The sequence below is a fragment of the Pseudomonas sp. Irchel s3h9 genome (assembly GCF_900187475.1).
In the GTDB taxonomy this organism is placed as follows: domain Bacteria; phylum Pseudomonadota; class Gammaproteobacteria; order Pseudomonadales; family Pseudomonadaceae; genus Aquipseudomonas; species Aquipseudomonas neuropathica.
The window spans coordinates 83,956-97,812 of record NZ_FYDH01000007.1; the positions used below are offsets into that span (position 1 = coordinate 83,956).

11 protein-coding genes are annotated in these 13,857 nt (G+C 59.3%); 5 read left to right on the top strand and 6 right to left on the bottom strand.

The features are described 5' to 3' along the window. Nucleotides 1–440: 440 nt before the first annotated feature. Complete coding sequence (gene xerC / locus CKW26_RS13385; RefSeq protein WP_256579900.1) at nucleotides 441–1,286, top strand: tyrosine recombinase XerC; 846 nt, start codon at nucleotides 441–443, stop codon at nucleotides 1,284–1,286. A gap of 5 nt (nucleotides 1,287–1,291) precedes the next feature. Here the strand turns inward: xerC and CKW26_RS13390 are convergent, their stop codons facing one another. The 5 genes from CKW26_RS13390 to CKW26_RS13410 form a co-directional block, all read right to left on the bottom strand. Next, nucleotides 1,292–1,846, bottom strand: coding sequence for a membrane integrity-associated transporter subunit PqiC (locus tag CKW26_RS13390; protein ID WP_095048916.1), 555 nt, complete (start codon nucleotides 1,844–1,846; stop codon nucleotides 1,292–1,294). A gap of 17 nt (nucleotides 1,847–1,863) precedes the next feature. Beyond that, on the bottom strand, nucleotides 1,864–3,519 hold the full coding sequence (locus CKW26_RS13395; RefSeq protein WP_095048917.1) for an intermembrane transport protein PqiB: 1,656 nt from the start codon (nucleotides 3,517–3,519) through the stop codon (nucleotides 1,864–1,866). Between the two features lie 255 nt (nucleotides 3,520–3,774). After that, nucleotides 3,775–5,076: an FAD-binding oxidoreductase gene (locus CKW26_RS13400; protein ID WP_095048918.1), complete on the bottom strand. Its 1,302-nt coding sequence runs from the start codon at nucleotides 5,074–5,076 to the stop codon at nucleotides 3,775–3,777. Beyond that, a complete protein-coding gene (locus tag CKW26_RS13405; RefSeq protein ID WP_095048919.1) occupies nucleotides 5,073–6,161 on the bottom strand; it encodes a polyamine ABC transporter substrate-binding protein in 1,089 nt (362 codons plus the stop codon). The genes CKW26_RS13400 and CKW26_RS13405 overlap by 4 nt, the downstream gene beginning before the upstream one ends. 157 nt (nucleotides 6,162–6,318) lie before the next feature. Beyond that, nucleotides 6,319–7,677, bottom strand: a complete 1,359-nt coding sequence (locus CKW26_RS13410; protein WP_095048920.1) for a glutamine synthetase family protein — start codon at nucleotides 7,675–7,677, stop codon at nucleotides 6,319–6,321. A gap of 162 nt (nucleotides 7,678–7,839) precedes the next feature. Between CKW26_RS13410 and CKW26_RS13415 the strand changes: the two genes are divergently transcribed. The 4 genes from CKW26_RS13415 to CKW26_RS13430 all read left to right on the top strand — a co-directional run bounded on the left by CKW26_RS13415 (nucleotide 7,840) and on the right by CKW26_RS13430 (nucleotide 12,756). Next, nucleotides 7,840–8,739 carry a helix-turn-helix domain-containing protein gene (locus CKW26_RS13415; protein ID WP_095048921.1) on the top strand — a complete coding sequence of 300 codons (900 nt, stop codon included), beginning with the start codon at nucleotides 7,840–7,842 and terminating at the stop codon, nucleotides 8,737–8,739. A 90-nt stretch (nucleotides 8,740–8,829) separates the two neighbouring features. Next, nucleotides 8,830–9,339 (top strand): sigma-70 family RNA polymerase sigma factor, encoded by a 510-nt coding sequence (locus CKW26_RS13420; protein WP_095048922.1) that lies wholly within the window; start codon nucleotides 8,830–8,832, stop codon nucleotides 9,337–9,339. After that, nucleotides 9,339–10,286 (top strand): FecR domain-containing protein, encoded by a 948-nt coding sequence (locus CKW26_RS13425; RefSeq protein WP_095048923.1) that lies wholly within the window; start codon nucleotides 9,339–9,341, stop codon nucleotides 10,284–10,286. Before CKW26_RS13420 ends, CKW26_RS13425 begins: the two co-directional genes overlap by 1 nt. Before the next feature lie 67 nt (nucleotides 10,287–10,353). After that, the gene (locus CKW26_RS13430; RefSeq protein ID WP_095048924.1) at nucleotides 10,354–12,756 is read left to right on the top strand and encodes a TonB-dependent siderophore receptor; all 2,403 of its coding nucleotides are present in this window, start codon (nucleotides 10,354–10,356) and stop codon (nucleotides 12,754–12,756) included. 47 nt (nucleotides 12,757–12,803) lie between these two features. Here CKW26_RS13430 and CKW26_RS13435 read toward each other — a convergent pair whose 3' ends face one another. Next, the gene (locus tag CKW26_RS13435; RefSeq protein ID WP_095048925.1) at nucleotides 12,804–13,796 is read right to left on the bottom strand and encodes a LacI family DNA-binding transcriptional regulator; all 993 of its coding nucleotides are present in this window, start codon (nucleotides 13,794–13,796) and stop codon (nucleotides 12,804–12,806) included. Between the last annotated feature and the right edge of the window lie 61 nt (nucleotides 13,797–13,857).

The following is a 13,857-nucleotide window of genomic DNA, read 5'->3' on the forward strand; positions in this document are numbered from 1 at the left end:
TCGAGGCGATAGCCATCCTTCAGCCGATTGTCTGAAAAACACGGAATTTCAAAGGGTTGAGATACCGATCGGGGGATACCTGATTGACTTTTCAGTCCGCGGTCGGCAGGGTTGCAGGCCTTTCGGGGCAACCTGTTGTAACTAAGGTTATGCGCGTTTTTGTGAAAGGAACATGAAAAAACGGTCGGCGATTCGTCTATCTGTAAGCCATACAGCCACCGTTCAGACTTCTTCCGTTTATCGGCTGTTTTAGTAGAAAAGTTTTACGGAAGAGTCGCTCTTTATATAAGTTTCTTTGCACTTTTAAGTTGTTTTGTTGAACTGTTTTCTATTCAAGGCCGTTTCGTTTGATTGACTTGTCGAGTACTGAATCCACCCCGTCCAACACTAATCCGCTGACGCTTTATCTGGCCCGCCTGGCGCCGTCCAGCCAACTGACCATGCGTTATGTCTTGCAGGACGCCGCTGACCGTCTTGGTTTTGAAGACGTGGACATCGAGGAAATCCCCTGGCACGGGCTGCAACCGGAAGACGTCGTGGCGCTGGTCGCCGCATTGCGCTCCGACGGTTATGCGCCGAATACCTCGTCGCTGTACGTGAATGCCGTGCGCGGTGTGATGAATGAAGCCTGGCGCATGAGCCTGATCAGCCAGGATCATCTGCTGAAAATGCGTTCGGTCAAAGGCATCGCCGGCACGCGGTTATCTCAGGGGCGCAACTTGAAGCGCACCTTGATTCACGAATTGATGGAAGTCTGCGCCGCTGATCCGCGTCCGCAAGGGCTGCGCGACGCAGCGGTGATTGCGTTGTTGTACGGCACCGGCATGCGTAAATCAGAGTCGGTGGACCTGGACTTGAATCAGGTCGATTTCACGGAGCGCAGCCTGACCGTCACCGGCAAAGGCAATAAGCAACTGATCAAGTACGCACCGGCCTGGGCGTTCGCCAAACTCGATGCATGGCTGGAGCTGCGGCGTTCAGAGCTGAAGGAGGGCGAGAGTGACGATGCCTTTCTGTTCAACCGTATCCGTCGCGGCAGTCATATCACCCGCGAGCGCATCACCAAACACGCGATCTATTACATCGCCCGTCAGCGTGGCACCCAGGTCGGGGTGAAGATCATGCCGCACGATTTCCGCCGTTCGTTTATCACGCGGGTGATCGAGGAGCATGATTTGTCGATTGCGCAGAAACTGGCGCACCACAGCAACATCCAGACCACCGCCAACTACGATGTGCGTGATGACAACGAGCGGCGGCGTGCGGTGGATCGCTTCGATCTGTAGGTCCGTCAGGACGGGGAAGGGCAGGTGCGCGCGTTGCCGGTTGCCGCCCGACTGATCTGCTCGGCCAGCCGTTTGACGTTGTGCTGCTGGGCCCCCACCAGATCATCGATGGTCGGGCCGGACGGTGTTTGCAGGGTCGAACGGCAGGTCAGCGAGCCATTGTCAGTGGCGCCGACAGGACGCAAGCGCCATTTGGCGTCGATCAGGCCGTACTGACCGGGGATCGAGTCGAAGCGTTGCACTTCGATGCGCACCGAAACGTTGCCTTGCCCACCGGTATTGCTCAATTGATCGGCCAACGCACCGCGCAACTCATCCGCCAGTGTCGCGCCCCACCAATCAGTTTCAAGAATCGCCAGGCCGCTGTTGCCCTGGCGGATAACGATTTGCGCACGGTCGACCTGCGGCGGCACGCTCAGCGCTTCAATCGGAATCTGCGCGCCGGTCCGTGTGTTGGCGATCTGCACCGGCGTCAGGGTGTGAAAGCTGATCGGGTCGCTGCGACAGGCGCTCAGCAGCATGAACGCAGCGAGCACGGTGATCTTTAGCGGTAAAGCCATTGTGTTAGCTCCTGTGCTCAATTGCGTGGCGGTCCTTTCAGATCGATAGGTGCTGCGTTATCGGGGCGACCACGAATCAGCGATTCCGGATGACGACCGAGGTAATCCGACAGCTCACGCAGCGAACGCGACATGCGCCCGAGTTCGTCGAGGGTTTCCGTGAGTTTCTCGCGTTGTGGCGAATCTTCGGCCAGGGTTGAACTGGCGGACTGCAAGGTCTTGCTGACGTCGGCGAGCGTGCTCTGCACGCCCGGCAGGGTCTTGGCGTTGAACTGAGTCAGACCTTTGCGCAGCTCGATCAGATTGCTGTCGAGGTTGTTGGCGATGCGATCCACTGGCAACTTGTTGAGCTTGTCGACCACCGCTTCGAGTTTTTCCTGCAACTGTTCGAGGCTGCCGGGCACGGTCGGTAGAACGACCGGGCGAGCGCTCGGGTCGAACGCGACTTTCTCCGCTTTCGGGAAGAAGTCCAACGCGACGTACAACTGGCCGGTCAGCAGGTTGCCACTGCGCGCCTGGGCACGCAGGCCATTATCGACGAAGGTGCCCAGCAAGCGGATGCCAGCGGCTTCGTCGTTGGGGTCGTGCTTGAATTCGGTGAGCATCTTTTTGTAGGCCTGACCGAGACGCTGCGGGTAAATGACGATACCGACGTTAAGCGGGAAGGTGCGTTTTTTCGCATCGAAATCCAGGTTGATGCCCACGACCCGGCCGATTTCCATACCGAGGAACTCGACCGGCGCATCGACCTTGAGCCCGCGCAGTGACTGTTCGAAACGCAGCACCATGTATTGCGCCTTGCCATTCGGTGGGGCGAGGGCGCTCTGCTGGTCGGCGAACAGTTCGAAATCTTTGTCGTCTGCGGCGGCCACATCGTTGGGACTGTAATCCGGAGCACGGAACGCAATCCCGCCCACCAGCATGGTCGACAGCGATTCGGTCTTCACGGCAAAGCCGTTGGCACCGACATTGATGTCGATGCCGCTGGCATTCCAGAAACGGGTGTTTTCAGTGACGAACGCGTCGTTCGGCGCGTGAATGAACACCTCGATATCCACCCCTTTGCCTTCGGGGTTGAGGGCGTAGGTGACGACCTGGCCGACCGGAATCTTGCGGTAATAAACCGGTGAACCGATATCCAGTGAACCGAGGTCCGGCGCATGCAGCATGAAGCGCTTGCCGGGTTCGCCGTAGGTGATCGGCGGCGGATTTTCCAGGCCTTTGAAGTGTTTGGCGCGGTTGTCGGCCTGACCGATGTCGGCACCGATGTAGTCACCGGAAAGCAGGGTGTCGATACCCGAAACGCCGCCGGCGCCAATGCGCGGGCGCACCACCCAGAACTGTGAGTCTTCGCGCGTGAAGGTTTCCGCCTGTTTTGACAGTTTAATGGTGGCGTCGACACTTTTCTGGTCGTTACTCAACTCGACGTCCGTCACCTGACCGATGACCACGTTGCGGTATTTGACCTCGGTCTTGTTGGCCGTCAGGCCGCTGCCGGTCTTGAAGTTGACGATGATCGTCGGCCCTTCCTGCATCACGTTGTGCACCACCAGCGAGATGCCCACCAGCACCGCCACAATCGGCACGATCCAGACGAGTGAAATACTGAAACGGCGGGTTTTGACTGGGGCTTGGCCGGGTGCTCGCGGCTCGTCGGTGGCTGACGACTTCATCCATGTCCTCCTCGATTGATTGGGCACTGAGCGTCAGGAACGCCAAAGCACCTCATCAATATAGAAGTGCTTGGCGATAGAGCAAATGTGAATAGCTCACCTGCGCTCGATGATCGTTCCCACGCTCTGCGTGGGAATGCAGCCCGTGACGCTCCGCGTCACTGGACGCAAAGCGTCCCTTGAGGCATTCCCACGCAGAGCGTGGGAACGATCAAAGCCGGGAACGATCAGATCGTGTCAGCGCGGTTTGTGCTGTCAGCCGAGCATTTCCCGCAGGCGATACCAGAACATGCCCAGTGCCAGCAGTGGCGAACGCAAGGCCGGACCGCCCGGGAAGGTCATGTGCGGCACGCCGCTGAACACGTCAATGCCTTGGCTGTGACCGGCATGAATCGCCTCGCCGAGCAGTTTCGCGCACCAGTGCGTGACGTTCAGGCCATGGCCGGAATAGCCCTGCGCATAGAACACGTTCGGGTGCTGCTTGAGCCGGCCGACCTGTGGAAAGCGGTTGGCGGTGATGCCAATCTTGCCGCCCCACTGGTAATCGATGCGCACGTCGGCCAGTTGCGGGAAGACCTTGAGCATCTTCGGGCGCATGTAAGCGGCGATGTCCGCCGGATCACGCCCGGAATAGTGGCACGCACCGCCGAACAGCAGGCGTCGGTCCGCCGAGAGCCGGTAGTAATCGAGGCCGACTTTCTGGTCGCACACCGCCAGATTGTGCGGGATCAGTTGCGCGGCGCGCGCCTCGGACAACGGTTCGGTGGCGATGATGTAACTGCCGGCCGGCAGCACCTTGCCACTGAGTTGCTGTTCGAGGTCGTCCAGATGCGCATTGCAGCCGAGCACCAGACTGCCAGCCCGCACCGTGCCGCTTGCGCAGCGCACCTGCACGGTCGGGCCATGGATGATTTCCAGCACTTCACTCTGCTCGAAAATCCTTACGCCCAACGATGCTGCAAGTCGCGCTTCGCCTTGCACCAAATCCAGCGGATGCAGATGACCGGACCCCATGTCGACCAGGCCACCGGCATAGATGTCGGAGTTGACCACCTGCTGGCGCACCTGCTCGGGGCCGATCAGGCGGGTTTCATGGGCATAGCCGAGTTCGGCGAGGTCGACCAATTCATCCTTGAAGGCAGCGAACTGCGCCGGGGTGTTGGCCAGATCGCAGAAGCCCCAGCGCAGATCACATTCGATGCCGTTGTCGCCGATGCGCTGACGCACCAGTTCGACCGAATCGATGCCGGCGCGCTGCAAGTAACGCACGCCTTCCTGACCGACATACTTGGCGAACCCCGTGACCTCATGACCGATCCCGCGAATCAACTGGCCGCCATTGCGCCCACTGGCGCCCCAGCCGATGCGCCGGGCTTCGATCAACACCACCGACAACCCGCGTTGCGCCAGTTCGATGGCCGTGTTGACCCCGGTGAATCCGCCGCCGATCACGCAGACATCGGCAGTCAAGTCACCGTCCAGCAGCGGATAAGGTGTGCTCGCCCGGGCCGAAGCGGCGTAGTAAGAGCGAGCGTGTTCTTGGGTGTACTGATTCATTTGTTCGACTTCACTTTGCTCCAGGATCGGGTCATCAGTCGCATGATCGCCTGGGGCGGGGTAGAGGAGATGTAGAGCTTGTCGAGCACTGCCTGGGATGGGTAAACCTCAGGGTTGTTGACCAGCTCTTGATCCATGTATTGCTTGGCGGCCGGGTTCGGGTTGGCGTAACCGACCGAAGCGCTGACTTTGGCGATTACTTGCGGATCGAGCAGGTAATTGATGAAAGCGTGCGCTTCTTTGGTGTTGCTCGCATCGGCGGGGATGGCCAACAGATCAAACCAGAGGTTGGCGCCTTCCTTCGGAATGGCGTAAGCGATGTTCACGCCGTTCTTGGCTTCCTTGGCGCGGTTGGCGGCCTGGAACACGTCGCCGGAGTAACCGAAGGCTACGCAAATATCGCCGTTGGCCAGATCCGACACGTATTTCGAAGAATGGAAATAGGTGATGTATGGACGGATGCTCAGCAGTTTCGCTTCAGCCTTTTTATAGTCTTCCGGGTTTTCGCTGCGCGGGTCCATGCCCATGTAATTGAGTACCGCCGGGAAGACTTCGTCGGCGGAGTCCATCATCGACACCCCGCACTGGCTGAGTTTCTTCAGGTTCTCAGGCTCGAACAGCACGGCCCAGGAATCGATGTGGTCGACGCCCAGCACTTGCTTGACCTTGTCGACGTTGTAGCCGATGCCGTTAGTGCCCCACAGGTACGGCACCGAGTGCTCGTTGCCCGGGTCGTTTTTCTCCAGCAGTTCGAGCAGTTTCGGGTCGAGGTTCTTGAAGTTCGGCAGTTGCGCACGGTCAAGTTTGAGGAAGGCGCCTGCCTTCACCTGACGCGCGAGGAAGTGGTTGGACGGCACGACCACGTCATACCCGGTGCGACCGGCGAGCAGTTTGCCTTCGAGGGTTTCGTTGGAGTCGAAAACGTCGTAGATCACCTTGATCCCGCTTTGGCTCTGGAAATCGGCGAGGGTGGTTTCGCCGATGTAGTCGGTCCAGTTGTAGACGCTGACCTGGGGTTGGGCATGGGCTACCGCGCTGAACAGCACGCTCAGGGCGACCGGGAGTACGGATTTCAACAGACGCATTTCGACACCTCTTTTTCGAATGATCGTTCCCACGCTCTGCGTGGGAATGCCTCAACGGACGCTCCGCGTTCGGCTTTGGATGGGACGCGGAGCGTCCCGGGCTGCATTCCCACGCAGAGCGTGGGAACGATCGACACAGGGGATCTTTTGGCTTTGCTCAGACGCTCAGCATCAGGAACTCACGCTCCCACGAACTGATCACGCGTTTGAAGTTTTCATGCTCGGCACGCTTTACCGCGACATAGCCACGGACAAACTTGTCGCCGAGGTATTGCGCAACGGCTTCGCACTCTTCCATTTGCGTCAGCGCTTCTTCGATGGTGATCGGCAGGCGCAGATTGCGACGTTCGTAAGCGCGGCCTTGTACCGCAGCGCTCGGCGCGATGGCTTCGACCATGCCGATATAACCGCAGAGCAGGCTCGCGGCGATTGCCAGGTACGGGTTGGCATCGGCGCCCGGCAGACGGTTTTCCACACGCATGGCTTCCGGGCTGGACGTTGGCACACGCAGGCCGACGGTGCGGTTTTCTTCGCCCCATTCGACGTTGACCGGCGCCGAGGTGTCCGGCAGGAAGCGGCGGAACGAGTTGACGTTTGGGGCGAACATCGGCAGCACTTTCGGGATGTACTTCTGCAAACCACCGATGTAATGCAGGAACAGTTCGCTCATCTGCCCGTCAGCGTTAGCAAAGATCGGTTTGCCCGTGGCGATGTCCACCACGCTCTGGTGAATGTGCATGGCGCTGCCCGGCTCGTCGCCGATCGGCTTGGCCATGAATGTCGCCGCAACGTTGTGCTTGAGTGCGGCCTCACGCATGGTGCGCTTGAACACAGTGATCTGGTCCGCCAGATCGAGGGCGTCGCCGTGACGGAAGTTGATTTCCATCTGCGCCGGGCCGTCTTCGTGGATCAGCGTGTCGAGGTCCAGGCCTTGCAGTTCGCACCAGTCGTAGACGTCTTCGAACAACGGATCGAATTCGTTGGCGGCATCGATGGAGAACGACTGCCGACCGCTTTCAGCACGGCCCGAGCGGCCCAGCGGTGCCTTCAGCGGCAGATCCGGGTCTTCGCAGCGTTGGGTCAGGTAGAACTCCATTTCCGGCGCCACAATCGGCTTCCAGCCTTTGTCGGTGTACAGCTGCAAGACTTTCTTCAACACGTTGCGCGGCGACAGTTCGATCGGGTTGCCGAACTTGTCGAAGGTGTCGTGGATGACGATGGCGGTCGGCTCGATCGCCCACGGAATCACGTAGACCGCGTCAGCTACGGGCTTGCAGACCATGTCGATATCGGCAGGATCGAGCAGGTCGTAGTAGATGTCGTCGTCGACAAAATCCCCGGTTACCGTTTGCAGCAGGACACTTTCCGGCAGGCGCATGCCTCGCTCATGCAGGAACTTGTTGGTCGGTGCGATCTTGCCGCGGGCAATGCCGGTCAGGTCGCTGACCACACATTCGACTTCGGTAATCTTGTGATCTTTCAGCCACGTGAACAGCTGATCGAAAGGGGCATTCATAAAGACCTCGTTATTGGTTTTATAGACGCCGGGGAGGGCGGGTTTCATCTTCCGCCCCTTCCCCTGTGGCGCGTTGACGACTATCTTGGGCGAGCCTTGCAGTTCCATCTATCCACTTTAAGCAGCACCAAAGCGCACCAAAAGAGTGCGCAAGGTCACCCCATGACAACGTGCAATTCGCTCCAGGTTCAAGCGTTCAACACCGCCGATGTGGCCGAACAAGTCCGCGCCACACCGGGCTGGGTCCAGCATTACCAACAGATGTCGCCGGGCCATTTCGCCGGGCAGATCCGCTATCTGGATCTGCAGGGTGTCGAGGTCTACGAAGAACAGATGAACACCCGCGTCGAGCAGAACTTCAGCGCGCCGTCGGGTGCTTTGGCGTTCTGTTTCGATCGCAGTGACAACGCGCTGTATCTGCTCAATGAAGAGAGCCGCAACATCTGGATCACCCCGGAGAACTACCAGGAAATCGCCGTGGTGTTCGGTCCGGAATTTGTTCGCCAGCACGGTCTGAATGTGGCGAAACTCGAAGGGTTGTTCATGACCCAACTCAACTGCGGGCAGAACGCCTTGTTCAGTCGCTGGTTAAGCTCGACTCTCACGAAGATGTCGCAAGCTGTTGATCTGCTTGATAAAGATTCGCTGACAAAGCAACTGCTCGAAGACTGTCTGTTCATTCTCGACAACGCTCACACCAGTCTTGATCGCGGCGGATTACAGCGGCGTACTGAAGAGCGGATGATCATGAAACGGGTAGGGGAGTGGGCGGCCGATTCGCCGGAAGACACGGTCAATCTGCTGGAGCTTTCGCAAGTGGCCGGGGTGCCGTTGCGCCAATTGCAGCAGGCGTTCAAGGCCTACACCGGGATGACCCCGAGTCACTGGCTGCGCCTGCGCCGGTTGAACAGCGCACACCGTGAATTGCTCAAGCGCCGACCCACGGAAACCACCGTGGCGGAGGTGGCGATGCACTGGTCGTTCTGGCATTTGGGAAGGTTTTCCAGCAGTTACCGGGCGTTGTTCAAGGAGTTGCCGAGCGAGACCTTGAAGCGCTCATGAAAGCTGTCGCGGTTAAAAAGGCTTTGTGTCGGCGCTCAAGTTAAATAGAATCACTCTCATTTGAAACTGACTTCGCGCAGGACTCTTGAGATGACTGAAGCAGCGACGCCATCGCCGCAGCACCTGCACAAACTGTATCGCGACCATCGAGGCTGGCTGGAAACCTGGCTGCGGCGGCGCATGGGCAACGCGTGGGATGCGGCGGACCTGAGCCAAGATACCTTCTTGCGCGTGCTGTGCAGCGCTCAGCCGATTGTAGATATGCGCGAGCCGCGCGCGTATCTGCTGACCGTGGGCAAACGCCTGCTGAGCAATTTCTACACCCGCCGCAGCCTGGAAAAGGCCTATCTCGAAGCCCTCGCGCAGTTGCCCGAAGAATGCGTGCCGTCGCCCGAGCAACGTTGGCTGCTGCTGGAAACCCTGCAAGCGCTGGATGAGCTGCTCGATGGTTTGCCGCGAGCGGTGCGTCGGGCCTTTCTCCTGAGTCAGCTCGAAGGCCTCGCTTACCGTGAAATTGCCGAACGGCTGCAGGTTTCTGAACGCAGTATAAAACGTTACATGGCAATGGCTTACGAACATTGCTTGATGTTGGATCTATGATGCGTGTTGCGCCCAGCACCGAAGCGCGCGAAGTTGCCCGTGCCGCCGCACAGTGGTTGGCATTGCTCGAATCCGGCGAGGCCAGTGAAGCCGATCACGTGCGACTGAAGCACTGGCGCGACAGCGACAGCCGCCATGAAAACACCTGGCAGAAGATTCAATTACTGCGCCAGCGCTTTTCCAGTCTGCCAGCAGAATTGGCCATGGCCACACTCGATCGCCCGGATCTGGCGCGGCGTGCAGCTCTGAAAAGGGCGCTGGGTCTGGCGGCGCTGGTGCCGACGGCGTGGTTGATCAGTCGCCAGTTGCCGCTCGACGTCTGGCGCGCGGATTTGCAGACTTCCACCGGCGAACACACGCGAACACGGCTGGCCGACGGCAGCATCTTGCAACTGAACACCGCCAGTGCGGTGAACGTCGATCTGGCCAGCCGTCAGTTGACGTTGGTGCGCGGCGAAATGGCGCTCAACGTTCCGGGTAGCACGGCGTTGACGGTCAACGCGCCGCACGGTCGGATCATTGTCAGCCGCAGCGAAGTCTGCGTGCGCCTCAACCAGCGTGATTGCACCGTGTCGGTGGTCAGCGGTTCGGTGCAATTGCAGCCGTTGCACGGGCCGGCGCTGCAGTTGAACGCCGGGCAACAGGTCAATCTGCAGGCTTCCGGCGCCGGGTCGGTCGCGCTGTTCGACGCCAAAATGCCGGGCTGGCGTGACGGTGTGTTGATGGCGCAAAACCAGCCGTTGGGGGACTTTCTTCGCGAGTTGAGCCGTTATCGCTCGGGGCTTCTGCGCTGGGAGCCGGCACTTGAACGTCTGCGTGTCACCGGCAGTTTCCGCCTCGACGACACCGATAAAGTGCTGACGCTGCTGGCGGCGAGCCTGCCGTTGGAGGTCCATTCGCGCACGCGTTTTTGGGTAACGCTGGCGCCGCGAAAAAATTTCGTCTGAAGCCTGTCCCTTTTTTTCGCCTCACCGGTCATTGCAGGTAAGTGAACAAACTCGAGAGCTTCTTCCAATGCCCGCAGTATTCCCAAGTCGTTTGCGTCCGTTGTTGCAGTTGAGCCTCCTGCTGAGCCTGAGTGCCAGCCCTGTGTTGATCCAGTCCAGTTGGGCCGAAGACGCCGCTCGGCGCAGTTACCAGGTGCCGGCCGGCAGCCTGAGTGCCGCGCTGACGCGGTTTGCCGGGTTGGCCGGGGTCAATCTGTCGGTCGATCCGGCGCTGGTCAGCGGGCGCAACAGTAATGGTTTGTCCGGCGAATTTGGCGTGGAGGAGGGGTTCGCTCGCTTGTTGCTGGGTTCCGGTCTGCAACTGCAACCGCTGGGCGAGCAGGCCTACACACTGATTCCAGCCGCCGAGGGCAGCAGCCTGCAACTAGCGCCGACTTCGATCCTCGGCGCCAGCGATTCGACAGGCGCCGATGTCTTTGCCGGCGGCCAGGTTGCGCGGCGTGGCTCGCAGGGTTTGCTGGGGTCGAAAGACTTCATGGAAACCCCGTTCAGCATGACCACCTACACCAGCGAGGCGGTGAAGAATCAGCAGGCGCGCACCTTGGGCGATCTGATTTCCAGCGATCCATCGGTGCGCGCGACCAATCCGGCCGGTGGACGTTACGAGCAGTTCACCATCCGTGGTTTCAGTTTGTTCAACAGCGACGTCGCCTATAACGGCCTCTATGGGGTGCTGCCGACTTACACGATCGACATGGAAATGGCCGATCGCGTCGACATTCTGAAAGGCCCGAGCCAACTCATTAACGGCATCTCGCCACGGGGTAGCGTGGGCGGAGGCATCAATGTGGTGCCCAAGCGTGCCACCGACAAACCGATCACCTCGCTGACGGCCAACTATGCATCGAACAATCAGGTCGGCGGCGCGGTGGATGTCGGCCGGCGGTTCGGTGAGGACAATCAGTTCGGCCTGCGCTTCAACGGCGTCAAACAGTCCGGTGATACCGAGTGGGATGATCAAAGTGTCGACCGCGACATGGCCGTGCTCGGCCTGGATTTTCGCGGTGAGCGCTTGCGACTTTCGACCGATATCGGTCACACCGAACGCGACACCGACGCGCCGCAGGAGCGCGTGCAGGTCGCGGCCAATGCCAAGGTTCCGAGCGCGAACAAGGTGCATCGCAACTACGCGCAACCGTGGACTCAGGCGAAAACCGAGGACACCTTCGGCACGCTCAACGCTGAGTTCGACGTCAATGATTCGGTGATGCTGTACGGCGGTGTCGGTGCTCGCAAAAGCAATCATGACTTCTTGCGCCACGCCGTTTCCGTCACCAACGATGCCGGTGATTTCAGCGTTCAACCGCGTGATTTCACCCGCGACGAGAATGTCCGTACCGCAACGGCCGGCGTGCGCAACTGGTTCCATACCGGGCCGGTGAGCCATGAGGTCAATCTGGTGGCCAGCTACTTTTATATGGATTTCGAGAATGGCGGCGCGCGTTATGCGGCCGGGCGCAGCAATCTGTATGACCCGGTGGAAACCGCCAAACCCGGTACGCCGACGCGCTACGACGCCAAGGTGTACACCGAAAACCGCTTCAGCGGCGTGGCGTTGTCCGACACCTTGGGCTTCTTTGATGATCGGCTTCTGTTGACCCTCGGTGCGCGCTGGCAACGAGTGAAAGTCGATGACTGGAGCGATGACGTCAAAGGCGACACGGCTTACGACGAGGAAAAGGTTTCGCCCTCGGGCGGGATTCTGTTCAAGGCGACTGACAAGCTGTCGCTCTACGCCAACTACATGGAAGGCCTGAGCCAAGGCAAGATTGCGCCGTCAACGTCAGTGAACGAAGACGAAATTTTTCCGCCGTTTATCAGCCGTCAGGTCGAGATCGGAGCCAAGTACGACGCCGGTTCGTATGCGTTAACGGCAGCAGTATTCAGGATCAAGCAACCCGCCTATGAAACCAACGCCACGACCCGGGTCTTCGGCCCGAACGGCAAACGACAGAACAACGGCGTGGAGCTGAGCATGTTTGGCGAACCGCTCAAAGGCGTCCGGTTGCTCGGCGGCGTGATGTACATCGACAGCGAGCTGACCCACACCACCAACGGCACTTTCGACGGCAACCGTGCGCCGGCGACGCCGAAATACAACGTCAATCTGGGCGCAGAGTGGGACGTGCCGAGTGTGCAGGGGCTGACGCTGACAACCCGTGGCATCTATTCCAGTTCGCAGTATCTGGATCAGTCGAACGAGAAGGAGATCGACGCTTGGGAGCGCTTCGACGTGGGTACGCGGTACGCCTTCAAAGTCGATGAAAAAACCATCACCCTGCGCGCCAATGTCGAGAACGTTCTGGATAAAAGCTACTGGAGTTCAGCAGGCGCTTCGGATGACAGTGAACCGGGGTTGACGTTGTCGACACCGAGAACTTATCTGCTTTCAGCGACAGTGGATTTCTGATTCCACTCGGAAAATCAAAAGCGTGCTATCAGCGAGCTGACCCACTCTTACAGTGATGTCCTGACCACCAATGGACAGTCAACTCGCTGAGTGCCCGAAAGCTCCAGGGTCTCGATCAGATGCCGTGCAGCCTGGCGCCCAATTTCGTAGTACGGCAGTTGCACGGTGGTCAACGGAGGGATGAACAACTCGGCAATGCCGATCATGTTGTCGTAGCCGAGGACGGCGACATCGTCGGGAATTTTCAGGCCACGCCCCAACAACAACTGATAGGCACAAAAGGCAATGCGGTCGTTGCCGCAGATCAAAATATCAAATTGGGGACGACCATCAATGACATGCCGGTCGAGAATGGCGGCTGTTTCACTGTAGGCATCATGATCGGAAAGGTCGTATTGCAAGAGCATTTCAGGCGCTAGGCCAAATGCCTGACAGGCACGCTGCAGGCCTTTTTGTCGCAGCCCCCATGCCAGACTCTGTTTCGGCAGATTGATACACAGAGGACGTTTGTAGCCGAGGCTCAATGCGTGGTGTACGGCGCGGTACTGGCCCATTTCGTCGTCGGGTACATAGCTGACGAGGCCGCTGTCATCTGCCAGACAATTGGCGAGCACCAGAGGCTTGCTCTTCAAGCGCTCGGGAATGCTGACCTGGCGAAACCCCATGGCGCTGAAGATCAAGCCGTCCGGACGGTGCGACAGCATCAGATCAATGTTCTGGTCGGTGGGCGGGTTGCTTAGCAGGTTGAGGATAAAGACATTCCAGCCGGCTTGCTGCGCAGTTTGCTCAATGGACAGCAGCAGCTCGACCGCGAAAGGTGTGGTCGCAGTGTCCAGCGCGAACACACCGATGGTGCGCGACTGGAGGTTGTCACCGCGCATCTTGCGCGCTGACAGGCTGGGTACGAATTGCAGTTCATCAATGGCACGACGCACCCGTAGAAGGGTTTCGGGGCTCAGTTTTTCCGGAGTATTGAGCGCTCGAGACACCGTCATCAGGGACACGCCGGCCAGTTGTGCAACGTCTTTCACTGAAGTCATGCGAGGTGCGGCCGGTCAGGTTGACGCAGAATCATGACACAGGGCCCGGGCTTCTCGCGAC